The sequence below is a fragment of the Pseudomonas sp. PDM14 genome, assembly GCF_014851905.1.
GTDB lineage: Bacteria > Pseudomonadota > Gammaproteobacteria > Pseudomonadales > Pseudomonadaceae > Aquipseudomonas.
Genome location: NZ_JACVAQ010000002.1, coordinates 1119287 through 1141236 on the forward strand (window position 1 = coordinate 1119287; position 21950 = coordinate 1141236).

Sequence of the window (21950 nt, forward strand, 5' to 3'; positions counted from 1 at the left end):
CATGAAAGCCCTGTCCCGAATTGCCCTGCTTACCTGCGGTGCGCTGCTGTCCAGCCAGCTGATGGCCGAACCGAAACGCCCCGAGTGCATCGCCCCGGCTGCCCCTGGCGGCGGTTTTGACCTGACCTGCAAACTGGCGCAAAGCGCGCTGATGGAAGCCAAGCTGCTGAGCAAGCCGATGCGCGTCACCTACATGCCCGGCGGTGTCGGCGCGGTAGCCTACAACGCGGTGGTCGCCCAGCGTCCGGGCGACGCCGGCACCATCACCGCCTGGTCCAGCGGCTCGCTGCTCAACCTAGCCCAGGGCAAGTTCGGCCGTTTCGACGAGAATGCCGTGCGCTGGCTGGCCGGCATCGGCACCAGCTACGGCGCCATCGCCGTGCGTAACGACTCGCCGTACAAGAACCTCGATGACCTGGTGAAGGCGCTCAAGGCCGATCCGGGCAAAGTGGTGATCGGCTCTTCCGGCACCGTCGGCAGCCAGGACTGGATGCAGACCGCGCTGCTGGCCAAGGCCGCCGGCATCGACCCGCGCAACCTGCGCTACGTCGCCCTGGAAGGCGGTGGCGAGATCGCCACGGCGCTGCTCGGCGGGCACATCCAGGTCGGCAGTACCGACATTTCCGACTCCATGCCGCACATCCTCGCCGGCAACATGCGCATCCTCGCCGTACTCTCCGAAGAGCGCCTGCCAGGCGAAGACAAGTCGAACATCCCCACCGCCAAGGAACAGGGCTACGACATCAACTGGCCAGTGGTGCGCGGTTTCTACCTCGGGCCGAAAGTCAGCGACGAGGACTACGCCTGGTGGAAGGCTGCCTTCGACCAGCTGCTGGCCTCCGAGGAGTTCGCCAAGCTGCGCGACCAGCGCGAGCTGTTCCCCTTTGCCATGACCGGCGAGGAACTGGACACCTACGTGAAGACCCGCGTTCGCGACTACAAGCAGATGGCCCAGGAATTCGGCCTGACGCAGTAAGCCTCAACGCCGGCTGAGCACTCCGCCAGCCGGCCCTCCGCGCCCCACTCCGCGAGGATCTCACCATGCTTTTTCAACGCCTGTTCAGTCTGGGCTGGCTCGTCGCATGCCTGGTTTTTACCGTGCTGGCCTGGGATTACCACGCCGCGTTCTCCTACGAGCCGGTCGGCCCGCGTGCCTTTCCCCTGCTGATGCTGGGGCTGATGGGCGCCGCGCTGCTCTGGCTGACCCTGCGCCCCACGCCCATCGAGCACACGCACGACGAGCAACCGCTGGACGCCGCCACCTTGCGCAAGGTCGGCGCCTGCATCGCCCTGCTGCTGGTCTACGCCGCCTTGTTCGAGCCATTGGGCTTCATCCTTTCCAGCAGCCTGGCCGGCGTGTTCATGGCGCGTCTGTACGGCGGCCGCTGGCTGCCCAGTGCCATCGCCGCGCTGCTGATCAGCGTCGGCCTGTACCTGCTGTTCGACAAGACCCTCGACGTACCGCTGCCGCTGGGCGCCCTCGACTTCCTGGAGTAATCACATGGACACTCTGAGCTACCTGGGCCAGGGCTTCGGCGTTGCCCTCTCCCCGTACAACCTGATCACCGCACTGGTCGGGACCCTGATCGGCACCGTCGTCGGCCTGCTGCCGGGCGTCGGCCCGATCAATGGCGTGGCCCTGCTGATCCCGGTCGCCTTCGCCCTCGGCCTGCCACCGGAGTCGGCGCTGATCCTGCTTGCCGCCGTGTACCTGGGCTGCGAATACGGCGGGCGCATCAGCTCCATCCTGCTCAACATCCCGGGCGAAGCGTCCACCGTGATGACCACCCTCGACGGCTACCCGATGGCCCGTCAGGGCATGGCCGGTGTGGCCCTGTCGCTGTCCGCCTGGAGTTCGTTCATCGGCGCGTTCATCGCCACCTGCGGCATGGTCCTGTTCGCCCCGCTGCTGGCCAAGTGGGCGATTGCCTTCGGCCCGGCCGAGTATTTCGTGCTGATGGTATTCGCCATCGTCGCCCTCGGCGGCATGGCCGGCGACAAACCGATGAAGACCTTCATCGCCGCCCTGCTCGGCCTGTTCCTGTCGACCATCGGCATCGACGCCAACAGTGGCGTGTACCGTTTCACCTTCGACAGCATCCATGTCGCCGACGGCATCCAGTTCGTCGTGCTGGTACTGGGCCTGTTCTCGGTCAGCGAAATCCTTCTGCTGCTGGAGAAAACCCACCACGGCCATGTCGCGGTACAGGCCACCGGGCGCATGCTGTTCAACTTCAAGGAAGCGGCGTCGGTGTTCGTGGTTAACATCCGCTGCGGCCTGCTGGGCTTCATTCTCGGCGTGCTGCCGGGCGCTGGTGCAACCCTGGCCAGTGCCGTGGCCTACATGACCGAGAAGAAGCTAGCTGGCGACAAAGGCAAGTTCGGCAAGGGTGACATGCGCGGCCTGGCCGCCCCGGAAACCGCCATCGGCGCGTCCGCCTGCGGCGCCATGGTGCCGATGCTGACCCTCGGCGTACCCGGCTCGGGCACCACCGCGGTGATGATCGGCGCACTGACGCTGTACAACATCACCCCCGGGCCGATGCTGTTCCAGAACCAGCCTGACATCGTATGGGGCCTGATCGCCTCGCTGTTCATCGCCAACATCATGCTGGTGATCCTCAACATCCCGATGATTCGCCTGTTCACCCGCATCCTCAACGTGCCGAACTGGGTGCTGGTGCCGGTGATCGCGATCATCACCTCGATCGGCGTCTACGCCGTGCACGCCACCACCTTCGACCTGTTCCTGATGGTCGCCATCGGCATCTTCGGCTACATCCTGCGCAAGCTCGACTTCCCGCTGTCGCCGCTGCTGCTGGGCTTCATCCTCGGCGGGCTGATGGAGCAGAACCTGCGCCGCGCGCTGTCGATCTCCAACGGCGAGCTGGGCATCCTCTGGTCCAGCCCGATCGCCATCGGCACCTGGGCCCTGGTGCTGGTGATGCTGGCCGTGCCGCTGGTGCGCATCTGGCGTCGTCGTGCCAAACAACCCCAGGAGCTGGCCGATGCCTGACGGCTGGCGCGCCTGGTGGCCAACGCCCCTGGTGGGCGCGGTGGGTGGGCTGCTCGCCAGCCTCGCCCACTGGCCGCTGCCGTGGATGATCGGCGCGCTGGTGGCGGTGATTCTGTTCCGCTGCAGCACGCCTTGGCTGATCCGTGATCTGCCGGGCGGGCGCAAGACCGGGCAATGGATCATTGGCATCGGCATCGGCCTGCACTTCTCCCCCGCCGTGGTCGAGCAGGTGCTGGCGCATTTCTGGCTGATCCTCTTCGGCGCGCTGTTCACAACGCTGTCCAGCGCCATCGCCGTATGGCTGTTGCGGCGTACCGGCGAAGACCCGGCCACCGCATTCTTCTCCTGCATGCCGGGTGGATCGGGCGAGATGGTCAACCTCGGCCAGCGCAATGGCGCCAACGCTGCGCGCGTGGCCGCGGCGCAAAGCCTGCGCGTGGTCGCCGTGGTGCTCTGCGTGCCGGCGGTATTCAAGCTGCTGCTCGGCGATGGCCCGGCGACGCACCCGGAGGTGCCGGTGGACTGGCTCTGGCTGGCCCTGCTGGTTCCCGCCGGCGGGCTGCTGGCTCTGCTTTGGCAGCGCCTCAGGCAACCCAACCCCTGGCTGTTCGGGCCGCTACTGGTCAGTGCCAGCGCCAGCATTCTCTATGACCTGCACAGCGGTCTGCCGCCAGGCGCCAGCCAGGTCGGCCAGTTGCTGATCGGCAGCGGCCTGGGCTGCCACTTCGACCGCGCCTTCTTCCGCCGCGCGCCGTCCTTCCTCGCCCGCACGCTGCTCGGCACCGCGCTGATGATCGGTGCCGCCACCGCCTGCGCGCTGGGCCTGGGCTGGCTGACGCAGCTGGATATCCGCTCGCTGACCCTCGGCATGATGCCCGGCGGCATCGCCGAAATGAGCCTGACGGCCGAGACGCTGATGCTCTCCGTGCCGCTGGTCACCGCCCTGCAGGTGTTGCGCCTGCTGCTGGTGCTGTTTCTCGCCGAACCGCTGTTCCGTCTCTGGCAGCGGCGCAGCGGTTGACCCACCTGATTGTTCCTCGACCCACGTTTGACCCGCCTCGCGCGGGTCTTTTTTTGCCGTTTTTTTTGTAGGGTGCGCCGTGCGTAGCGGTATTGCCGCTCGGTCTCGCCCGCGGTGAGCGCGACGCACCCTACGGCACTTGGCCGTCTGCCTGGCGAAGGTGTGACCGGGCATGTCGCGGGAACACCAGGCCCCTCGCGCTGCTCTATCTTCTTACGACAGCCACTCTGCGAGCCCGCCATGCGCCTGCGTCAATGGACCCTTCCCCTGCTCTGCCTGTGCCTGTTTCTGGGCGCCTGCAGCCGCCTGGACGTGGGCTACCGCAACCTGGACAAAATCATTCCCTGGTCGCTGAGCGACTACGTCGCCCTCGACCGCGAGCAGAAAGGCCTGTTCAAGCCGCGCCTCGAAGAGCACCTGCGCTGGCATTGCAGCACCCAGCTGCCCAGCTATTCGTCGTGGCTGCAGCGCACCCAGGAGCTGGCCGCGCAATCCCACGTCGAACCCCAGCAGTTCGAGGCGCAGTTCGACGAATTCCGCGTGGCGGTGGACGCCATCGCCGAGCAGATCACCCCCACCAGCATCGAGCTGCTGCAGACGCTCAGCGACAAGCAGGTGGACGAGTTGCAGGCGCGCTTCGCCAAGGAGCGCCAAGAGATGACCGCCGACTATCTGGAAATTCCGCTGCAGGAACAGATCGACGAACGCGTGGAGCGCATGGAGGACCGCCTGCAACCCTGGTTCGGCAAGCTGTCGCCGCTGCAGCAGGCACGCGTGGAACTGTGGTCACGCAATCTCGGCGAACAGAACCGCGCCTGGCTGGACAACCGCTGGCACTGGCGCGATCAGTTCATCGCCGCCCTGCGCGCGCGTAACGAAGCCAGCTTCCCCACGCGCATCACGCAACTGCTGCAACAGCGCCACGAGCTGTGGACGCCGGCTTATCGCCAGCAGTTCGACAACGCGCAGACGCAACTGGCGATGCTCTTCGCCGACTTGATCAACAACGCCGACGCGGCCCAGCGCGACAAGCTACAGGCCAGCCTCGGCGGCCTGCGCAAGAACATCGCCGAACTGGCCTGTGCTAAGCCGGCAGCGCCGGCAGTTGCCAGTCGATTGGAGTGAGGCCGCACTGCTCCAGGTACTTGTTGGTGCGACTGAAGTGGCCGTTGCCGAGGAAGCCGCGATAGGCCGACAGCGGTGACGGATGTGCGGACTTCAGCACCAGGTGACGAGTGGCGTCGATCAGCTTCTGCTTGCTCTGCGCATGGGCGCCCCAGAGCAGGAACACCAGGTTGCCCGGCCGCGCATTGACCGCCTCGATCACCTTGTCGGTGAACGGCTGCCAGCCCTTGTCGGCATGCGAGCCGGCGTTGGCTTGCTCCACGGTCAGCGAGGTGTTGAGCAGCAGCACGCCCTGCTCCGCCCAGCGCTGCAGATAGCCGTGGGCGGGAATGGGCAGGTTCAGGTCGCGGTGCAGCTCCTTGAAGATGTTCACCAGCGACGGCGGCGCCGGCACGCCCGGCTGCACCGAGAAGCACAGGCCGTGGGCCTGGCCCGGCCCGTGGTACGGGTCCTGACCGATGATCACCACCTTCACCTGATCCAGCGGTGTGGAATTCAGCGCATTGAAGATCATCGGTCCCGGCGGAAAGATCACCTTGCCGGCCGCCTTCTCACGCCGCAGGAAATCGCTCAGTGCCGTCATGTAGGGCTTGTCGAACTCGTCACGCAGGGCATCTTTCCAGCCCGGTTCGAGTTTGATGCGGTCGTCGGCGCTCATGGGCGTTCCTGCTGAAAAAACGAAAGCGGCACGCTAGGCAAGGCGCCAGAACAAGTCAAGGCGCAGACCGCGAAACCACGTCAGCACCACTGCACGTCCGCCCCGCCCTGCTGATGCCCGGCCATCACGCCTGTGGATGCGCATGGCAGGCGGATGAAAGTCGGCCAAGACTGCAGGCTCCCTGTCTGGAGCACACCGCATGAGCACTGCCACCGGTATCAGCCGCGAACGCCTGGAACAAGCCCTGGAGCACTCCACCTTCGCCCAGCTACTGGGCGCCGAACTGCTCGACTTTGCGCCAGGCAAGGTCAGCCTGCAGGTTCGCAGCCGCCCCGACCTGTGCCAGCACCACGGCTACATGCACGGCGCAGTCGTCGGCTTCATGGTCGACAGTGGTTGCGCCTGGGCAGCGGCCTCGATGGTCGGCGATGTGGTCACCAGCGAGTACAAGCTCAACCTGCTCGCCCCGGCGCTCGGCGAACGCCTGGTCTGTCGCAGTGAGGTGCTCAAGGCCGGGCAGCGCCAGGCGGTGTGCCGCGCCGATGTGTTCGCGGTCAAGGATGGCGTGGAAAAGCTCGTCGCCACAGGCCTGGCGACCATCGCAAGGGTCTGAGCGAGGCTCAAGTACGCCGCCTCTCGGGGAGCGTCCGTCAGACTGACAGTCGCCACGGACAAAAGCGCTCTACGCTTGTCCTGTGAATCGCCCCGAGGCCTCAGGCATGGAACAGCGCAACGAAAGCCTTAAATTCTCCCTCTACTTCAGCTTTCTGCAAGGCAACGCCAAGGTCCCGCAAATGCCGGAAACCTCGTTGCGCCTGCGCAAGCTGCTGGCCTCAGAGCATGTGTCGCTGGAGCAGGTGGTGCGCCTGCTGCACAGCAATCCGCCGCTCGCCGCCTACCTCCTGCAATTTGCCGAAAGTCCGCTGCTGCGCGGTGCGCGTCAGTCCGGCGGCCTGCAGGAAGTGGTCTCGCGGCTCGGCATGCAGCGGCTCAACAACCTGGTGATGATCTTCACCGTGCAGCACCTGTTCACCAAGCAGGACCCGGGGCTGATCAAGGTCTTCCGAGCCCGCTGGAACGAGGCCCTGCTCTGCGCCGCCTACAGCGCCTGCCTGGCCCAGCAACTGACCAAGCTGCCACTGGAGGACGCCATGCTCGGCGGCCTGGTGCAGGATATCGGCAGCCTGTCGCTGCTCGAGGAAGTGGAAAACTGGTTCGAGCAGACGCCTTCGGAAGAGGAGCTGCAGGCCCTGTGCAACCAGCTCTCCGGCGATGCCGGGGTGATCGTCCTGAGCACCTGGAAATTGCCCGAACTGTTCATCGACTGCGCCCGCTATCGCTCGGACTGGACGCGCCAGCACAGTGGCCCGGCCGACTTGCTGGACGTGGTGCAGGTCGCCCGCCAGCTCAGTGACAACAGCCTCGACGATGCCCTGCTGCTGCGCCTGCCGGCCTGGCACAACCTGTTGGGCGAACGCGCCGAGGAACTCGGCCCGGCCGACCTGCGCACCGAACTGGAAGGCAATGTGAGCTTCTGGTTCAAACTGCTCGGCGGCAAGGGCATGGTCTGACGCCCGCCTCAACCGGCCTTGTCGAGCGGCTGGTGTTCGCGGCAGATCAACTCGATGGCCGCAGGCGCCAGCGGTTCCTGGGTCAGCCCGCAGAACGGCTGGCCATCTCGCTGCTCATGAAAGCGGCAGCTGTGACACAGGCCGAAGCCCGGCACATCCTGATTGCGCTGGATGGTGCGTAGCAACGTGCCGAACAGCCGCTCCAGCTGCACCGCCTGATCGCCCATCTGCGCCAGCGCTTCGGTGAGAAACGCCGGGGGCGCAATCGCCGCCACCAGATCCAGCGCCGGCGCCGTCAGTTCCAGGTGCACGCTGCGTTTGTCCCGCGGGTCCTGTGCCTTGACGATCAAGCCCTTGCCTTCCAACGCCTTGAGCGACTGCGACACCGTGCCCTTGGTCAGCCCCAGGTACTCGGTCACCGCCAGCGGCGTGTTCGAGTAATGGTTGCAGCGCGCCAGATACAGCAACGCACTGACCTGGATCGGCTGCAGATCCGCCAGCAGCGGGTGCTGGCGGTTCCACACCCGCATCAGGCTGGTGAGCCGTTCAAACAGATCGAATAGTGCAGTGCCGGTCATGGGAATCACTCCTGTCGATAAATAGTATCGAATAAAAACCATATTGACAAAGAAGCGAACGAGAGTAGCCTTCGCATCAGTATCGATTCGATACCAAATCATTACTACCAGCACTTCAGGAGATTAGGAAATGACCAACGCACGCTTCTACCATGCCGGCTGTCCCGTTTGCGTATCGGCTGAACAGACCCTGCTCAACCTGCTCGACCCGAGCGTCAAGGTCGACGTCATTCACCTCGGCGATATCCCGGCACGTGTTGCCGAAGCCGAAGCGGCCGGCGTGCAGTCGGTTCCGGCACTGGTGGTCGACGGTCAGGTGCTGCACCTGAACTTCGGCGCCGCCATCGCCGACCTGAAATAAGGGGCTGCCATGAAAGCCCCTTTCGTATTCGCCCTCAGCGCACTGCTGGCGAGCCAGGTCTGGGCCCACGGCCCGGGCGGCATCCACAGTGAAAAAGGCCAGGCCGACGCCGCCTTCGATCTCGTTCACACCCGCGTCTTCAGCGAAGGCGACAACCTGGTGTTCGAACAACTGGTCGACGGCAAGGCCGGCAGCCGCATCCCGTCCGCCACCGGCAGCTTCGCCAAGGCCGAGGTCTATAGCTACGTCTGGCCGACCAGCCTGGACAGCGGCTCGGTGGGTTTCGAGCAGGGCTCGGGCATCCTCGCCCTGGCACTGACCTCGCACCCGGACTTCGACGACACCCCGCAGTTGGATGAAAACGGCGACGGCAAGAAGGACAACGACGGTGGCCTCTGGCACTCGCACTAGGTAGTGCTGACCAAGGACGCCAGTTGCGGCCCGAGCGGCCTCAAGGTGCGTGACATCCCCGAAGGTGCCAAGCCAAAGCTGCCGGCGACCTGGCCCGGCGCGCCGATCTACATCGACTCGCCCGGCTACGACCTCAGCGTGCAGAACGACGCCGCGCAGATCCGCGTACCGCTGGCCGCCGTTGGCTTCCCGCAGAGCTTCAACTACGACGGCGTCACCGCGGCGCTCAAGGTCAACGCCGACCTGCACAACCCGCTGCTCTGCGTGAGCAGTGTGTGGGACGTGGCGTCCGGCGACCTGTCCCTGCCCGGCACCTGGAAACTCAAGGAGAAGCAGTGATGAACGTGAAAGTTTTCGACACCCACGTACGCACGAGTGACGGTCGTTATCTACATTTCGATGTGTTGACCAGTGGTGGCGACTCGGCGCAAGCCGGGCAGTTCGCCCGCAGCTGGCTGGCCCGCCAAGGTGTACAGGAGGCGGACATCGCGCAGAGCGAATGCCAGTTCTGTCACAGCGAGTTCGCCACCCCGGCGGTGGCGGAGTCGATCGACAAACAGGGCTACTACATCATCCCGCTGCAAGGCTGCTAGGAGCACGACATGGACGCGTATCAGCCCCTCAACTGCGATCTGCATGACTACCTCGAGATCGCCTGTCTGTACGGCTACCGGTTGCTGGTCGAACAGGTAGACGGCTCGAGCTTCGAAGCCAAGGCGCTGACCACACGAACCAACGCCGCCAAGGAGGAGTTCTTCGTCCTGCTCCGGGACGACGGCCCCTGCGAGGTGCGCCTGGACCAGTTGCTGGCGATCACGCCGCTGATCGCCAACGGCCGCTTCGGACGTGTCGAGCTCAATGGCCTATCTGCGCCATCTGATTTCGCAGTCGTTACAGCAAAAAACCACGGCCCTCACGGGTCGTGGTTTTCTGCTGTCTGGCTGGCTGATTTGAGCAGATGAATCAGTCGAGCAGCACGGCATGGCCGGCCAGCGGGTCGATGTCGCCAGCGATCAGGGCTTCCACCAGCTGCTGCGCCGCGTCCAGACCGGCGTGCTGGTTGATCTGCATCCACGCGTGCTGCGGGTCGCTGACGCGGCGAATGAACGCCAGCTGCGCCTCGTTGAACCGGCGCGTCACCTCCTCCGGGCCCCAGTCGGCGTTGCGTTTCTTGATCTGGTACGGGGCAAAGTACGGCTGCGGCTGCGGGCCCGGCAGGCTCATGTCCGCCTCGCCGATGTGCTCGTGGCTCTGCGCCGAGCCGGCGTAGCAGTCGTGCACCAGGGCGCTGCCGAAATGCTGGTGCACCCGCGCGCGCAGGCTGCGGTTGCCAGAGAAGTCCACGTACAGGGTCGGCAGCGACGGATCGAGCTTCTCCACATCGGCGTATTCAACCGCGCGGGCGTAGCAGCCAAGTTCCTCGACGAAGCCGGTGTTGCCAGCCGAGGTCAGGCCGATCAGCTCGACGCGCGGATTGCTCTCCAGGCAGAAAGCAGTGCCGTAGGCAGTCTTGCTCGACGCGCTGGATACCACCACTTGGCGTGCGCCGAAGAAGTCGTTGTCGTCGAGGAAGTCCGCGAGCATGAATGAGGTGATGAACAGCGGACGCAGGAGCATCTGATAGTCCTCGTCCGCCGCCCGGTAGGCCGCGTCAGTGCTGATGCGCTGGTACTGGTTGTAGGCCGAGGTCAGTTGCAGGCGATGCTCGGCACCATCGTAGAAACCCCGCTCGCCAATGCGCACCGGCTTCATCACCACGTGGCTGGCGATCGGCCAATAGCCGTAGAAGCGCTCGCCCTTGGCAATGCCCTCGACGGTGGTCTCGACCACCTCGGCAAAGCCCCAGGCCGGCATGTGGAACCACTCGGCCGCGCCGGTGGGGAAGAAATCCCAGTAGCGCAGGTGCGGTGTTTCACCGAACGCGGCGTAGGTGATGTTGTTGGTGGTCAGGGCCACGCGGCTGATGCGCAGCAGCGCCTCGCCGGGCTGCAGGGTCGGCAGCGGCTGGGTGTGGATGCGGGTCTGCTGCATGTCCGCTTTGTTGTTCTGGAGCTGGCTGATCACTGTCATGAGGGCGAACCTTGAGGGCGTGAAACGACGGAGAAATGACTGTAGCCTGTGCCGCTGACTGACGGGTTCGGAAAGCCATGACCAGCAAAGCACCTGCCGAAAGCCGCGCCAAACCGCTCAAGCGCCCGACCCAGGCGCGGGCGAAGGTCACCGTGCAGGCGATCTTCGACACCTATGTTCGGATTTGGCAGCGCGATGGCTGGAAGCGCCTGACCACCCGCGCCATCGCCCTCGAGGCCGGGGTCGCGGTGGGCACCCTGTACGACTATTTCCCCAGCAAGCACGCCCTGCATTCGGGTTACGTGCGCCACTGCATCGAGTCCCTGCTGGAGGCCATCGAAGTGCAAGCGGTGCAGCCCGGCGACCTGAGCTGGCAGGCGCGGGTGAGCAAGCTGGTGCGCATCCTCTCCGGCGTGGAGGGCAACCAGAACTGGTTCCACCCGGACATGCTCGAACTGGAATCGCAGGTTGCCGAGCAGAAACACCAGCAACGCGCCTACGAAGAAATGCGCGGCATCTGGCGCCGCGTACTGGATGCTGCCGCCGATCTGCCCGCCATGCCCGACCCGGCCACCATCGACGCGCTGCACCTGGCCGTATGGGGCGGCCGCCGCTACGCCCTGCTGCTGCAACTGGATCAACCGGGCATGCAGCGCTGGGCGGAGCAGATGGAGCGCTTCTGTCAGTTGGCAATCAGCAACTCGGTGGCAGACGGGGCCTAGATCCCACCGCTTACACCGCGCCCAAACCTCTTACCCCTGGTGCAGCGCCCGGTAATGGCTGGGCGCCATCCCCACCACCTTTCTGAACAGCCGGGAAAAGTAGTAGGGGTCGTCGTAGCCCAGCTGTTCGGCGACCTGCTTCACTTGCGCCGCACCCTGGTCGAGCAGGCGGCAGGCGTGAGCCATCTTCAGGTTGATGAAGTCCTCGATCGGCGCGTGGCCGGTCAGCGCGCGGTAGGTCTTGGCGAAGTGAAAGCGCGACAGCTTGAACTGCGCCGCCAGCTCGTCGAGGTTGAGGCTGCCATGCAGGTGCGCGCGCATCACCGCCTGCACCGCGTCCACGTCGAGCACCCGCCCGGATTTCAGCTTGGCCCGCGCCGGCAGTACCGCCAGCGAACTGAGCAGCGCCTGCAACTGGTGCGCGGCATGGAGGAAGTGCGCCGGGTTCAGGCCCTGGCGGTGCAGGCCGAGGAGCGCCTCGAAGTCGGCCAGCAGGCGCGGTTGCAGGCCGATCCGGCGCAACCGTGCGGGGCCGAGCAGGCGCAGGAAGTCCTCGCACAAGGCGCCGTCGAAATGCACCCAGTAGATCGTCCAGGGCCGCTCGGCATCGGCGCCGTAAGTGTGTGCCTGGCCCTTGGGCAACAGCAGCAAGTCGCCGCCGCCGACCTCCAATCGTCCATCCTCTTCCTGCAGCCAGCCCCGCCCGGCGCGGCAGTAAATCAGCAGGTGATCGTCCGGTTGCGGGCGCTGCATGCGGTGCCCCGCGGCTTCCGGGTAAAAGCCCAGAGCCAGCGGATAACAGCCACTGGACAACGCATGGCGGGCCAACACGCGACGCAGGCGCGGCGGCGTGACGAAGCGCACACCGTTGGCCGGCAGCGGCCAGTTGGAGGTTTCCACTCGGGTGCTCAAGGTCCCGCTCCGCAGACTGAATGCCAAGATCGTCCATCCTTGACGCAAGATCGTCAATCCACAGTGTCGCCTTCACTGGCTATAAAGGGGCACAAAACAAGAATCAGGAGGCCCGCGATGCCCCGTGTGATCCCCCAGTTGATCGATGGTCAATGGCAAGCCAGCCAGGCCGGCGAACTGATCGAAGTTACCGACCCTGCCACCCAGGAAGTCCTGGCCCTGGCGCCCAAGGCTACGCACGAGGAAATCGAAGCGGCCATCGCCAGCGCCAAGACGGCCTTCCTCAGCTGGCGCGAAGTGCCGGTGCCAGAACGCGCGCGGCTGATGCTGCGCTACCAGCACCTGCTCAAGGAACACCACGACGAACTGGCGGAAATCCTCGCCGCGGAAACCGGCAAGACCTTTGCCGATGCCAAGGGCGATGTCTGGCGTGGCATCGAGGTGGCCGAGCACGCCGCCAATATCTGCAGCCTGATGATGGGCGAGACGGTGGAGAACGTCGCCCGCGAGATCGACACCGCCAGCTACATCCAGCCGCTGGGCGTATGCGTCGGCATCACCCCGTTCAACTTCCCGGCGATGATCCCGCTGTGGATGTTTCCGTTGGCCATCGCCTGCGGCAACACCTTCATCCTCAAGCCGTCCGAGCAGGACCCGCTGACCCCCAACCGCCTGGCCGAACTGTTTATCGAAGCTGGCGCACCCAAAGGCGTGCTGCAGGTACTGCATGGCGCCCGCGAGGTGGTCGACACCCTGCTCACCCACGAAGACATCCGCGCCATTTCCTTCGTCGGCTCGGTGCCGGTGGGCCAGCACATCTACCGCACCGGCACCCAGCACTTGAAGCGCGTGCAGGCCTTCGCCGGGGCGAAGAACCACATGGTGATCATGCCGGACGCGCCAAAGGACCAGGTCATCAGCAACCTGCTCGGCGCCAGTTGTGGCGCGGCCGGACAGCGCTGCATGGCGATCAGCGTGGCGGTGTTCGTCGGTGATTCGAAAGCCTGGATCGACGACCTCGCCGCGCAGATTGCCGACCTCAAACCCGGTTACTGGAAAGACCCGAGCGCCGCCTACGGCCCGCTGATCAGCCAGCAGGCCAGACAGCGCGTGCTGCGCCTGATCGCCGAGGGCAAGGCCGAGGGGGCGCAGTGCCTGGTCGACGGTTCGCAGTGCACGGTCGAAGGCTATCCGAACGGCAACTGGCTCGGCCCGACCCTGTTCCGTGGCGTGACCAGCAAGATGGGCCTGTACCGCGAGGAGATCTTCGGCCCGGTGCTGGTGTGCATGGAAGTCGACACCCTGGAGCAGGCCATCGAACTGGTCAACGCCAGCCCCTACGGCAACGGCACCTCGATCTTCACCCGCTCCGGTGGCGCGGCGCGGCGCTACCAGCACGCTGTGGAAGTGGGCCAGGTCGGCATCAACGTGCCGATCCCGGTGCCGCTGCCGTTCTTCTCCTTCACTGGCTGGAAGGGCTCGTTCTATGGCGACCTGCACGCCTACGGCAAGCAGGCGGTGCGTTTCTACACCGAGACCAAGACGGTCACCAGCCGCTGGTTCGACGACGACGCGGCAAGCACCGCACTGGGGCCGAACATGACCATTCAGCTCAAGTGAGATTCCTTGACGCACTGCAATGCAGCACGTCATACGACCAAAAGAGAATGCCTCCTCGCGCGTTGCGGCCTCACAGTCGGCAGCAACATAACAAGAACATGGAGGATCACGATGAAACGACTGACTGCCTGCCTGGCCCTGTGGGCCGGGCTCGTTGCCTGTGTACAGGCTGCTGAGCCGATCACCCTCGGCCTCAACTACCCGCGCACCGGCAACTACAAGGAGGAAGGTTTGGCCCAGATGCGTGGTGCCCTGCTGGCCATCGACGAGCTCAACGCCAAGGGCGGCGTACTCGGTCGACCGCTGCGCCTGTCCAGCTACGACAGTGCCTCGCGCCCGGAAAAGGCGGTGAAGAACGTCGACAAGCTGGCCGACGAAGGCGCGGCGATGCTCTTCGGCGGAGCCTCTAGTGCGGTGGCCATCGCCGCCGGCAAGCGCGCCCAGCAGCGTGGCCTGCTCTACTTCGGCACCCTCACCTACTCCAACGACACCACCGGCAAGGACGGCCACCGCTACCTGTTCCGCGAGTGCAACAGCGCCTGGATGAGCGCCCGCGTACTCGGCCAGTACCTGGCCAAGACCCTGCCGGGCAAGCGCTACTTCTACGTCACCGCCGACTACACCTGGGGCACCACCAGCGAGAGTTCGCTGCGCGAAACCACCGCCACCCAGGACACCGCCAACAACCCCGGCGTGAAGGTGCCATTCCCCGGCGCGCGCCTCTCCGACTACCAGAACGCCCTGACCCAGGCCGCCGCGAGCAAACCCGACGTGCTGGTGCTCGTGCTGTTCGGTGACGACCTGGTGCGCGCCATGCGCATCGCCGAGACCCTCGGCCTGACCAAGAGCACGCAGATTGTCGCGCCGAACCTGACCCAGGGCATCATCGAGCAGGCCGGCCCGAGCCTGATGGCCGGCGTACTGGGCACCGAGCCCTGGACCTGGACCGTGCCCGAGCGCGAAGGCTCGGAGGCCGGCAAGGCCTTCGTGCGCAACTTCACCGAACGCAACGGGGTCTACCCTTCCAGCTCCGCCGCCTCCGCCTACAGCATCGTCTACCAGTGGGCCGATGCCGCCACGCGCAGCAAGAGCCTCGACAGCGAAACCCTGATCAAGGCCCTGGAAGGCCACAGCTACAGCCTGCTCAAGGGCCCGCAGCAATGGCGCGCCTTCGATCACCAGAACGTGCAGACGGTCTATGCCGTGCGGGTCAAGCCGCGCGCCGAGGTGATGAAGGACGGCCTGCACCAGGACTACTTCGAGATCGTCCACCAGCTGGACGGCGAACAAGCCGCGCCCAGCCTTGCCGAATGGCAGGCCGAGCGGCGCGCCGCCAAGCAACCACCGACATTGCAGTGAGGGCCCATGGACTTTGAGCTGACCGAAGAACAACGCCTGCTGGTCGACAGCGCCCGCGCCTTCGCCGCGCGGGAGCTGGCGCCACACGCGGCCGACTGGGACCGCGACCATCACTTCCCGGTGGACGTGATCAAGCGCGCCGCCGAACAGGGTTACCTGGCCCTGTACCTCAAGGAAGAGGATGGCGGCCTCGGCCTGTCGCGGCTGTCCAGCTCGCTGATCTTCGAACAGCTCTCCGCCGGCTGCGTGGCCACCACGGCGTTCCTGACCATCCACAACATGGCTTCGTGGATGCTCGCCTCGTTCGCCGATCAGGCGTTGAAAGACGCCTGGCTGCCGCGCCTGGCCAGCGGCGAGCTGCTGGCCTCCTACTGCCTGACCGAACCGGACGCCGGCTCCGACGCCGCGCGCCTGCGCACCCGCGCCAGGCGTGACGGCGACGACTATGTGCTCGACGGCAGCAAGTGCTTCATCTCCGGCGCCGGTAGCACCGATGTGCTGATCGTCATGGCGCGCACCGGCGAGGACGGCGCCAAGGGTGTGTCCTGCTTCCTGGTACCGGGCGACGCGCCGGGCGTGAAGTACGGGCGCAACGAACTGAAGATGGGCTGGCGCGCGCAGCCGACCCGTACCATCACCTTCGAGGGCGTGCGCATCCCGGCGGGCAACCGCATCGGTCCGGAAGGCCAGGGCTTCGTCTACGCCATGAAGGGCCTGGACGGTGGGCGCATCAACATCGCCAGCTGCTCGCTCGGCGCGGCCCAGGCGGCGCTGGAGCAGTCGCTGCGCTACGTCGAGGAGCGCAAGCAGTTCGGCAAGGCACTCAGCGAATTCCAGGCCCTGCAGTTCAAGCTGGCCGACATGCTCACCGACCTCACCGCCAGCCGGCAGATGGTGCGCCTGGCCGCCCACAAGCTCGATCACGGCCATGCCGAGGCCAGCCTGTACTGCGCGATGGCCAAGCGGTTTGCCACCGACCACTGCTTCGACCTGTGCAACCAGGCCTTGCAGCTGCACGGCGGCTACGGTTACCTCAACGACTACCCGCTGGAGCGCTGGGTGCGCGACAGCCGTGTGCACCAGATTCTGGAAGGCACCAACGAGATCATGCGGGTGATCATCGCCCGCCGCCTGCTGGATCAGGGCGGCCTGCTCGATCGCCTGTTGTAGCCTTTGATTAGGCTGTTGAACCGCAGGCAACACCGCACCTGTAGGAGCCAGCTTGCTGGCGATCAGTGCCCTGCAGGTATCGACTTCGCTAGCCAGGATCGCCAGCAAGCTGGCTCCTACAAACGCAGACCGTTGTGAGGATATTCATGAGCAACGCCATCGAAGCCTACAAACCCGGCGTCTTCGACCTGACCCACAAGCTCACCGTGGAGAAGCACGGCCACACCGCGCTGATCACCATCAACCACCCGCCGGCCAACACCTGGGACCGCGACTCGCTGATCGGCCTCAAGCAGCTGATCGAACACCTCAACCGCGACGACGACATCTACGCCCTGGTGGTGACCGGCCAGGGCGGCAAGTTCTTCAGCGCCGGCGCCGACCTCAACCTGTTCGCCGATGGCGACAAGGGCCGTGCCCGCGAGATGGCCCGGCGCTTCGGCGAAGCCTTCGAGGCGCTGCGTGATTTCCGCGGTGTGTCGATTGCCGCGATCAACGGCTACGCCATGGGCGGCGGCCTGGAATGCGCCCTGGCCTGCGATATCCGCATCGCCGAACGTCAGGCGCAGATGGCCCTGCCGGAAGCCACCGTGGGCCTGTTGCCCTGCGCCGGCGGCACCCAGGCGCTGCCCTGGCTGGTCGGCGAAGGCTGGGCCAAGCGCATGATCCTCTGCGGCGAGCGCATCGACGCGGAAACCGCGCTGCGCATCGGCCTGGTCGAGCAGGTGGTCGACACCGGTGAAGCACGCGGCCATGCCCTGCTGCTGGCGGCCAAGGTCGCACGGCAAAGCCCGGTGGCGGTGCGCACCATCAAGCCGCTGATCCAGGGCGCCCGCGAGCGGGGCGCGAACACCTGGCTGCCCGAGGAGCGCGAGCGCTTCGTCGACCTGTTCGACGCCGACGACACCCGCGAAGGGGTCAACGCCTTCCTGGAAAAACGCGACGCGCACTGGCGCAACAAATAATCCGAGCCCACAGGGCCCCGAACCACGCACGGTGGAGCCCGCGCCTCCACCCCATGATGGAACCGAACATGAACGTGCACTTCGAAGAACGCCCCGGCCTGCACGGCTACCGCATCGGCATCGCCAGCCTGGATGCGGAAAAGAGCCTCAACGCCCTGACCCTGCCAATGATCGAGGCGCTGAACGCCAAGCTGCGCCAGTGGGCCGAGGACGAGCACATTGCCTGTGTGCTGCTGCGCGGCAACGGACCCAAGGCCTTCTGCGCCGGTGGCGACGTGGTGCAACTGGTCGAACAGTGCCGCGCCCACCCCGGTGAAATCCCGCCGCTGGCACGGCGCTTCTTCGCCGACGAATACCGCCTCGACCACCTCATCCACACCTATACGAAACCGCTGATCTGCTGGGCCCACGGCCACGTGCTGGGCGGCGGCATGGGCCTGATGCAGGGGGCCAGCGTGCGCATCGTCACCCCCGGCAGCCGCCTGGGCATGCCGGAGATCAACATCGGCCTCTACCCGGATGTCGGCGGCAGCTGGTTCCTCGCCCGCCTGCCAGGCAAGCTCGGCCTGTTCCTTGGCCTCACCGCCAGCACCATCAACGCCCGCGATGCCCTCGACCTCGACCTCGCCGACCGCTTCCTGCACGACGCCCAGCAGGAGGTGCTGATCGAAGGCCTGGTGCAGATGAACTGGCAGGAACAGGCCCCGGCACAGCTCAACAGCCTGTTGCGCGCGCTGGAACACGAAGCCCGCGACGACTTGCCGCCCGCGCAGTGGCTGCCGCGCCGCGCGCGCATCGATGCGCTACTCGACGTCGGCGACCTGCCGGCCGCCTGCCACGCCCTCACCGCCCTGCACGACGACGAAGACGGCCTGCTGGCCCGCGCCGGCAAGACCGTCGCCGCCGGCTGCCCGCTCTCCGCGCACCTGGTGTGGCAGCAGATCGCCCGCGCCAGGCACCTGTCGCTGGCCGAGGTGTTCCGCATGGAATACGCCATGAGCCTGAACTGCTGCAGCCACCCGGAATTCCCCGAGGGCGTGCGTGCACGGCTGATCGACAAGGACCAGACGCCTCGCTGGCACTGGCCGGACGTGGCGAGCATCCCCGCCGCGGTGGTCGACGCGCACTTCGCCCCGGCCTGGGACGGCGGCCACCCGCTGGCGGACCTCTAGCATGTCCGCCCAACTGCAACGCGCCCTGGCCTTCCAGGCCCTGCATCAGCGCGAGGGCTGCTTCGTCTTGCCCAACCCCTGGGACGCCGGTTCGGCCAAGGCCCTGGCCGGTCTCGGCTTCGAGGCACTGGCCACCACCAGCGCCGGGCTGGCCTTCAGCCTCGGTCGCGCCGATGGCGCCAACCGCGTGAGCCGCGAAGAAACCCTGGCCAATGCGCGGGCGATCATCGAAGCCACGGGCCTGCCGGTGGCCGCGGACCTGGAAAACGGTTTCGGCGACAGCCCCGCCGATTGCGCTGAAACCATCATCCTGGCCGCCCGCGCCGGCCTGGTCGGCGGCTCGATCGAAGACGCCAGCGGCCGGCCCGATGCACCGATCTACCCCTTCGAACTGGCGGTCGAGCGTATCCAGGCTGCCGTCGCCGCCGCACGCAGCCTGCCCTTCCCCTTTCTGCTCTGTGCCCGGGCGGAAAACTTCCTTCACGGCCGTGCCGATCTCGACGACACCATCCGTCGCCTGCAGGCCTACGCCGAGGCCGGCGCCGACGTGCTGTTCGCCCCCGGCCTGACCACCGCGGAGCAGATCGAGGCGGTGGTACGCGCTGTCGCGCCCACGCCGGTCAACGTGGTCATGGGCCTGGCTGCCGCGCGTTTCTCGGTCGCCGAGCTGAGCGCACTGGGCGTCAAACGCGTCAGCCTCGGCTCCTCCCTGGCCCGCGCCGCCTTCGGCGCCTTCCTGCGCGCCGCTGAGGAAGTGCACAGCCATGGCACCTTCGACTTTGCCGAGCAGGCCGCCCCGTTTGCCCGCGTCAACGCCCTGTTCGAGACGTGATCCGCGATCCCTCATCCACCCCGGCAAGGAGAACAACAATGACCACGATTGCCTTCATCGGCCTCGGCCACATGGGCCTGCCCATGGCCCGCAACCTGCTCAAGGCCGGCCACCGCCTGCGCGTGTTCGACCTGGTCACGGCAGCGGTGGAGGAACTGGCGGGCGAAGGCGCAACGCCTGCGCGCGACGCCGCCGATGCCGTGCGCGACGCGGCCGTGGTGGTGAGCATGCTGCCGGCCAGTCGCCACGTCGAAGGCCTGTACCTGGGCGACCAGGGCCTGCTGACGCAGATCACCCCCGGCACCCTGGTGCTGGAGTGCTCGACCATCGCCCCGGATTCCGCACGCAAGGTCCACGCCGCAGCCGCCGCACGCGGCATCGCCCTGCTCGACGCGCCGGTGTCCGGCGGCACGGCAGGCGCCACGGCCGGCACCCTGACCTTCATGGTCGGCGGCAAGGCCGAAGCCCTGGAGAAGGCCCGGCCGATCCTCGATGCTATGGGCCGCAACATCTTCCACGCCGGCCCCGACGGTGCCGGCCAGGTAGCCAAGGTGTGCAACAACCAGCTGCTCGCGGTGCAGATGATCGGCACCGCCGAAGCCCTGGCCCTGGGCGTGGCCAGCGGCCTCGACCCGGCGGTGCTGGCCGAGATCATGCGCCAGAGTTCCGGTGGCAACTGGACCCTGGAGAAGTACAACCCCTGGCCTGGGGTGATGGAGAACGCCCCGGCCTCCAAGGGTTACAGCGGCGGCTTCATGGCCGAGCTGATGACCAAGGACCTCGGCCTGGCCCAGGAAGCCGCCCAGGCCACGGCCAGCAGCACACCGATGGGCGCCCTCGCCCTGCAGCTGTACCGCATGCTGCTCAAGCAAGGCGACGGCAAGCTGGACTTCTCGGCAGTGCAGAAGCTGTTCGTCGAGTAGCGTTTGACACGCCCCGCTGGCCGTAGTCGGCGCCATGCGCACCGCATAACAACGATTGGCATGGTGGGCGCCGCTGCGCAGAGTGAGGGAAACGACCAACACGGCGTGCCCACCAATGAAAACGCCGCACTGCTGCGGCGTTGCTCTTTTCCGGTACGTGATCACCGCTCGCGCAGTGCCTCGGCGCGTGCACGGATGATCGGTTTGAGCAGGTAGCTGAGGATGCTCTTCTTGCCGGTGATGATGTCCACCGAGGCCACCATGCCGGGGATGATCAGCAGCGGATGCTCGTCTGTGCCCAAATGGCTGCGGTCGGTGCGCAGCTGGATCAGGTAGAAGCTGTTGCCTTCTTCATCGGTGATGGTGTCGGCACCGATCTGCTCCAGCTTGCCCTGCAGGCCGCCGTAGATGGTGTAGTCGTAGGCGGTGAACTTGACCACCGCCTTCTGCCCCGGATGAAGGAAGGCGATGTCCTGCGGACGGATGCGCGCCTCGACCAGCAGCGTGTCGTCCAACGGCACGATTTCCACCAGATCGCTGCCCGGCTGGATGACGCCACCGATGGTGTTGACCAGCAGCTGCTTGACGATACCGCGCACCGGTGAGGTGACCAGGGTGCGGTTGACCCGATCCTCCAGCGCCTTGCCAGTCGACTGGATCTTGCTCAGTTCGGTACGCGCCTCGTTCAGCTCGGTCAGCGCATCACTGCGAAAACGCCCGCGGGTCTCGTCAACCTTGCGCTGCACTTCCTTGATCGCCGACTCGGCGCGCGGGATGGCCAGCGTGGTGGCTTCGAGCTGGCCGCGGCTTTCCACTTCGGCGCGCTTGAGGCGCAACACTTCCACCTGGGAAATCGCCCCCTCGGCCACCAGCGGCTCGGACATCTGGATTTCCTGGCGCAGCAGGTTGAGGCTGTTGCGGTACTGACCCTGCTTGGAGGCGAACTCGCGAAGCTCCTGCTGACGCTGGATCAACTGCTCTTCGAGGCCGGCGATCTCGTCCTTCAGTTGCTGCTGGCGGCTGACGAACAGCGCGGTCTCGCTTTCCGCCAGGCCCGGCGCCTTGCTGCGCACCTCGTCGGTAATCTGCAGCTCGCGCCCGGCCACTTCGGCGCTCAGGCGCTCGACGCGCATCAGCAGCGACAGGCGGTCAGCCTCGGTCTCGCCAACGTTGGAAGCGAAGCGGGTGTCGTCCAGGCGCAGCAGCGGATCGCCGACTTCGACGATCTGCCCTTCGCGCACGAACAGCTGGGCGACGATGCCGCCCTCGAGGTTCTGGATCTTCTGCAGCTTGGATGAGGGAATGGCCTTGCCGTCGCCGCGGGTCACCTCGTCGATCTTGGCGAAGTGGGCCCAGATCAGGCAGAACGCGACGAAGCCGATGAGCCCCCAGATGGTCAGGCGGATGACCCGTGGCGCATCCTCGATCAGCGCCTTGCCGACTTCCGGCATGGGCTCGTCGCCC

Annotated in this window: 25 protein-coding genes; 20 read left to right on the forward strand and 5 right to left on the reverse strand. The window is 66.2% G+C overall.

The features are described from left to right. Window position 1 precedes the first annotated feature (1 nt). The 5 genes from IB229_RS17790 (at window position 2) to IB229_RS17810 (ending at window position 5162) form a co-directional block, all read left to right on the forward strand. Window positions 2-976 carry a Bug family tripartite tricarboxylate transporter substrate binding protein gene (locus IB229_RS17790; protein WP_192331239.1) on the forward strand — a complete coding sequence of 325 codons (975 nt, stop codon included), beginning with the start codon at window positions 2-4 and terminating at the stop codon, window positions 974-976. Between the two features lie 65 nt (window positions 977-1041). Continuing rightward, complete coding sequence (locus IB229_RS17795) at window positions 1042-1497, forward strand: tripartite tricarboxylate transporter TctB family protein (protein ID WP_192331240.1); 456 nt, start codon at window positions 1042-1044, stop codon at window positions 1495-1497. Between the two features lie 4 nt (window positions 1498-1501). Then, window positions 1502-3016: a tripartite tricarboxylate transporter permease gene (locus tag IB229_RS17800; RefSeq protein WP_192331241.1), complete on the forward strand. Its 1515-nt coding sequence runs from the start codon at window positions 1502-1504 to the stop codon at window positions 3014-3016. Further along, a complete protein-coding gene (locus IB229_RS17805; protein ID WP_192331242.1) occupies window positions 3009-4037 on the forward strand; it encodes an AbrB family transcriptional regulator in 1029 nt (342 codons plus the stop codon). The genes IB229_RS17800 and IB229_RS17805 overlap by 8 nt, the downstream gene beginning before the upstream one ends. A gap of 240 nt (window positions 4038-4277) precedes the next feature. Next, the gene (locus tag IB229_RS17810; RefSeq protein ID WP_192331243.1) at window positions 4278-5162 is read left to right on the forward strand and encodes a DUF6279 family lipoprotein; all 885 of its coding nucleotides are present in this window, start codon (window positions 4278-4280) and stop codon (window positions 5160-5162) included. On the opposite strand, the gene ung is transcribed toward IB229_RS17810, so the two are convergent. Further along, window positions 5122-5820, reverse strand: a complete 699-nt coding sequence (gene ung / locus IB229_RS17815; RefSeq protein ID WP_192331244.1) for a uracil-DNA glycosylase — start codon at window positions 5818-5820, stop codon at window positions 5122-5124. The two genes, IB229_RS17810 and ung, sit on opposite strands and share 41 nt — an antisense overlap. Before the next feature lie 199 nt (window positions 5821-6019). Between ung and IB229_RS17820 the strand changes: the two genes are divergently transcribed. Both IB229_RS17820 and IB229_RS17825 read left to right on the forward strand, forming a co-directional pair. Then, window positions 6020-6433, forward strand: a complete 414-nt coding sequence (locus IB229_RS17820; protein ID WP_192331245.1) for a PaaI family thioesterase — start codon at window positions 6020-6022, stop codon at window positions 6431-6433. A gap of 106 nt (window positions 6434-6539) precedes the next feature. Further along, window positions 6540-7391 carry an HDOD domain-containing protein gene (locus tag IB229_RS17825; RefSeq protein WP_192331246.1) on the forward strand — a complete coding sequence of 284 codons (852 nt, stop codon included), beginning with the start codon at window positions 6540-6542 and terminating at the stop codon, window positions 7389-7391. Window positions 7392-7399: 8 nt separating this feature from the next. On the opposite strand, the gene IB229_RS17830 is transcribed toward IB229_RS17825, so the two are convergent. Next, window positions 7400-7969 (reverse strand): MarR family winged helix-turn-helix transcriptional regulator, encoded by a 570-nt coding sequence (locus IB229_RS17830; protein WP_192331247.1) that lies wholly within the window; start codon window positions 7967-7969, stop codon window positions 7400-7402. 130 nt (window positions 7970-8099) lie between these two features. Here IB229_RS17830 and IB229_RS17835 point away from each other — a divergent pair, with 130 nt between their 5' ends. The 5 genes from IB229_RS17835 to IB229_RS17850 are packed head-to-tail and all read left to right on the forward strand — an operon-like array spanning window position 8100 to window position 9703. Then, a complete protein-coding gene (locus tag IB229_RS17835) occupies window positions 8100-8330 on the forward strand; it encodes a glutaredoxin domain-containing protein (protein WP_192331248.1) in 231 nt (76 codons plus the stop codon). A gap of 9 nt (window positions 8331-8339) precedes the next feature. Further along, window positions 8340-8741, forward strand: a complete 402-nt coding sequence (locus IB229_RS21950; RefSeq protein WP_225579170.1) for a hypothetical protein — start codon at window positions 8340-8342, stop codon at window positions 8739-8741. A gap of 3 nt (window positions 8742-8744) precedes the next feature. Continuing rightward, window positions 8745-9080: a hypothetical protein gene (locus IB229_RS21955; RefSeq protein ID WP_225579171.1), complete on the forward strand. Its 336-nt coding sequence runs from the start codon at window positions 8745-8747 to the stop codon at window positions 9078-9080. Further along, window positions 9080-9334, forward strand: coding sequence for a DUF2024 family protein (locus tag IB229_RS17845; protein WP_192331249.1), 255 nt, complete (start codon window positions 9080-9082; stop codon window positions 9332-9334). Before IB229_RS21955 ends, IB229_RS17845 begins: the two co-directional genes overlap by 1 nt. A 9-nt stretch (window positions 9335-9343) precedes the next feature. Further along, window positions 9344-9703, forward strand: a complete 360-nt coding sequence (locus IB229_RS17850; protein WP_192331250.1) for a Rho-binding antiterminator — start codon at window positions 9344-9346, stop codon at window positions 9701-9703. A 1-nt stretch (window position 9704) separates the two neighbouring features. On the opposite strand, the gene IB229_RS17855 is transcribed toward IB229_RS17850, so the two are convergent. Continuing rightward, window positions 9705-10811 carry a DUF2855 family protein gene (locus IB229_RS17855; RefSeq protein ID WP_192331251.1) on the reverse strand — a complete coding sequence of 369 codons (1107 nt, stop codon included), beginning with the start codon at window positions 10809-10811 and terminating at the stop codon, window positions 9705-9707. Between the two features lie 77 nt (window positions 10812-10888). Here IB229_RS17855 and IB229_RS17860 point away from each other — a divergent pair, with 77 nt between their 5' ends. After that, window positions 10889-11533 carry a TetR/AcrR family transcriptional regulator gene (locus IB229_RS17860; protein ID WP_192331252.1) on the forward strand — a complete coding sequence of 215 codons (645 nt, stop codon included), beginning with the start codon at window positions 10889-10891 and terminating at the stop codon, window positions 11531-11533. Between the two features lie 30 nt (window positions 11534-11563). On the opposite strand, the gene IB229_RS17865 is transcribed toward IB229_RS17860, so the two are convergent. Next, a complete protein-coding gene (locus tag IB229_RS17865) occupies window positions 11564-12445 on the reverse strand; it encodes an AraC family transcriptional regulator (protein ID WP_192331253.1) in 882 nt (293 codons plus the stop codon). A gap of 117 nt (window positions 12446-12562) precedes the next feature. On the opposite strand from IB229_RS17865, the gene IB229_RS17870 reads away from it, so the two are divergent. From IB229_RS17870 to mmsB, 7 genes are all read left to right on the forward strand, one after another. Continuing rightward, window positions 12563-14065, forward strand: coding sequence for a CoA-acylating methylmalonate-semialdehyde dehydrogenase (locus IB229_RS17870; protein ID WP_192331254.1), 1503 nt, complete (start codon window positions 12563-12565; stop codon window positions 14063-14065). A 111-nt stretch (window positions 14066-14176) separates the two neighbouring features. Continuing rightward, entirely contained in the window at window positions 14177-15424 is a 1248-nt protein-coding gene (locus tag IB229_RS17875) for an ABC transporter substrate-binding protein (RefSeq protein WP_192331255.1), read from the forward strand. Between the two features lie 6 nt (window positions 15425-15430). Then, on the forward strand, window positions 15431-16594 hold the full coding sequence (locus IB229_RS17880; RefSeq protein ID WP_192331256.1) for an acyl-CoA dehydrogenase family protein: 1164 nt from the start codon (window positions 15431-15433) through the stop codon (window positions 16592-16594). Between the two features lie 146 nt (window positions 16595-16740). Then, a complete protein-coding gene (locus IB229_RS17885; protein ID WP_192331257.1) occupies window positions 16741-17559 on the forward strand; it encodes an enoyl-CoA hydratase in 819 nt (272 codons plus the stop codon). A gap of 68 nt (window positions 17560-17627) precedes the next feature. After that, window positions 17628-18731, forward strand: coding sequence for an enoyl-CoA hydratase/isomerase family protein (locus IB229_RS17890; RefSeq protein ID WP_192331258.1), 1104 nt, complete (start codon window positions 17628-17630; stop codon window positions 18729-18731). 1 nt (window position 18732) lies between these two features. After that, the gene (locus tag IB229_RS17895; protein ID WP_192331259.1) at window positions 18733-19563 is read left to right on the forward strand and encodes an isocitrate lyase/PEP mutase family protein; all 831 of its coding nucleotides are present in this window, start codon (window positions 18733-18735) and stop codon (window positions 19561-19563) included. 38 nt (window positions 19564-19601) lie between these two features. Then, on the forward strand, window positions 19602-20486 hold the full coding sequence (gene mmsB, locus IB229_RS17900) for a 3-hydroxyisobutyrate dehydrogenase (protein ID WP_192331260.1): 885 nt from the start codon (window positions 19602-19604) through the stop codon (window positions 20484-20486). A gap of 161 nt (window positions 20487-20647) precedes the next feature. Here mmsB and IB229_RS17905 read toward each other — a convergent pair whose 3' ends face one another. Beyond that, window positions 20648-21937: an HlyD family type I secretion periplasmic adaptor subunit gene (locus IB229_RS17905; protein WP_192331607.1), complete on the reverse strand. Its 1290-nt coding sequence runs from the start codon at window positions 21935-21937 to the stop codon at window positions 20648-20650. Window positions 21938-21950 lie beyond the last annotated feature (13 nt).

Bases quoted from the DNA above. Each gene is read 5' to 3' on its own strand.
- IB229_RS17790 (WP_192331239.1), top strand. From the start codon at position 2: ATGAAAGCCCTGTCCCGAATTGCCCTGCTTACCTGCGGTGCGCTGCTG.
- IB229_RS17795 (WP_192331240.1), top strand. From the start codon at position 1,042: ATGCTTTTTCAACGCCTGTTCAGTCTGGGCTGGCTCGTCGCATGCCTG.
- IB229_RS17800 (WP_192331241.1), top strand. From the start codon at position 1,502: ATGGACACTCTGAGCTACCTGGGCCAGGGCTTCGGCGTTGCCCTCTCC.
- IB229_RS17805 (WP_192331242.1), top strand. From the start codon at position 3,009: ATGCCTGACGGCTGGCGCGCCTGGTGGCCAACGCCCCTGGTGGGCGCG.
- IB229_RS17810 (WP_192331243.1), top strand. From the start codon at position 4,278: ATGCGCCTGCGTCAATGGACCCTTCCCCTGCTCTGCCTGTGCCTGTTT.
- ung (WP_192331244.1), bottom strand. From the start codon at position 5,820: ATGAGCGCCGACGACCGCATCAAACTCGAACCGGGCTGGAAAGATGCC.
- IB229_RS17820 (WP_192331245.1), top strand. From the start codon at position 6,020: ATGAGCACTGCCACCGGTATCAGCCGCGAACGCCTGGAACAAGCCCTG.
- IB229_RS17825 (WP_192331246.1), top strand. From the start codon at position 6,540: ATGGAACAGCGCAACGAAAGCCTTAAATTCTCCCTCTACTTCAGCTTT.
- IB229_RS17830 (WP_192331247.1), bottom strand. From the start codon at position 7,969: ATGACCGGCACTGCACTATTCGATCTGTTTGAACGGCTCACCAGCCTG.
- IB229_RS17835 (WP_192331248.1), top strand. From the start codon at position 8,100: ATGACCAACGCACGCTTCTACCATGCCGGCTGTCCCGTTTGCGTATCG.
- IB229_RS21950 (WP_225579170.1), top strand. From the start codon at position 8,340: ATGAAAGCCCCTTTCGTATTCGCCCTCAGCGCACTGCTGGCGAGCCAG.
- IB229_RS17845 (WP_192331249.1), top strand. From the start codon at position 9,080: ATGAACGTGAAAGTTTTCGACACCCACGTACGCACGAGTGACGGTCGT.
- IB229_RS17850 (WP_192331250.1), top strand. From the start codon at position 9,344: ATGGACGCGTATCAGCCCCTCAACTGCGATCTGCATGACTACCTCGAG.
- IB229_RS17855 (WP_192331251.1), bottom strand. From the start codon at position 10,811: ATGACAGTGATCAGCCAGCTCCAGAACAACAAAGCGGACATGCAGCAG.
- IB229_RS17860 (WP_192331252.1), top strand. From the start codon at position 10,889: ATGACCAGCAAAGCACCTGCCGAAAGCCGCGCCAAACCGCTCAAGCGC.
- IB229_RS17870 (WP_192331254.1), top strand. From the start codon at position 12,563: ATGCCCCGTGTGATCCCCCAGTTGATCGATGGTCAATGGCAAGCCAGC.
- IB229_RS17875 (WP_192331255.1), top strand. From the start codon at position 14,177: ATGAAACGACTGACTGCCTGCCTGGCCCTGTGGGCCGGGCTCGTTGCC.
- IB229_RS17880 (WP_192331256.1), top strand. From the start codon at position 15,431: ATGGACTTTGAGCTGACCGAAGAACAACGCCTGCTGGTCGACAGCGCC.
- IB229_RS17885 (WP_192331257.1), top strand. From the start codon at position 16,741: ATGAGCAACGCCATCGAAGCCTACAAACCCGGCGTCTTCGACCTGACC.
- IB229_RS17890 (WP_192331258.1), top strand. From the start codon at position 17,628: ATGAACGTGCACTTCGAAGAACGCCCCGGCCTGCACGGCTACCGCATC.
- IB229_RS17895 (WP_192331259.1), top strand. From the start codon at position 18,733: ATGTCCGCCCAACTGCAACGCGCCCTGGCCTTCCAGGCCCTGCATCAG.
- mmsB (WP_192331260.1), top strand. From the start codon at position 19,602: ATGACCACGATTGCCTTCATCGGCCTCGGCCACATGGGCCTGCCCATG.
- IB229_RS17905 (WP_192331607.1), bottom strand. From the start codon at position 21,937: ATGCCGGAAGTCGGCAAGGCGCTGATCGAGGATGCGCCACGGGTCATC.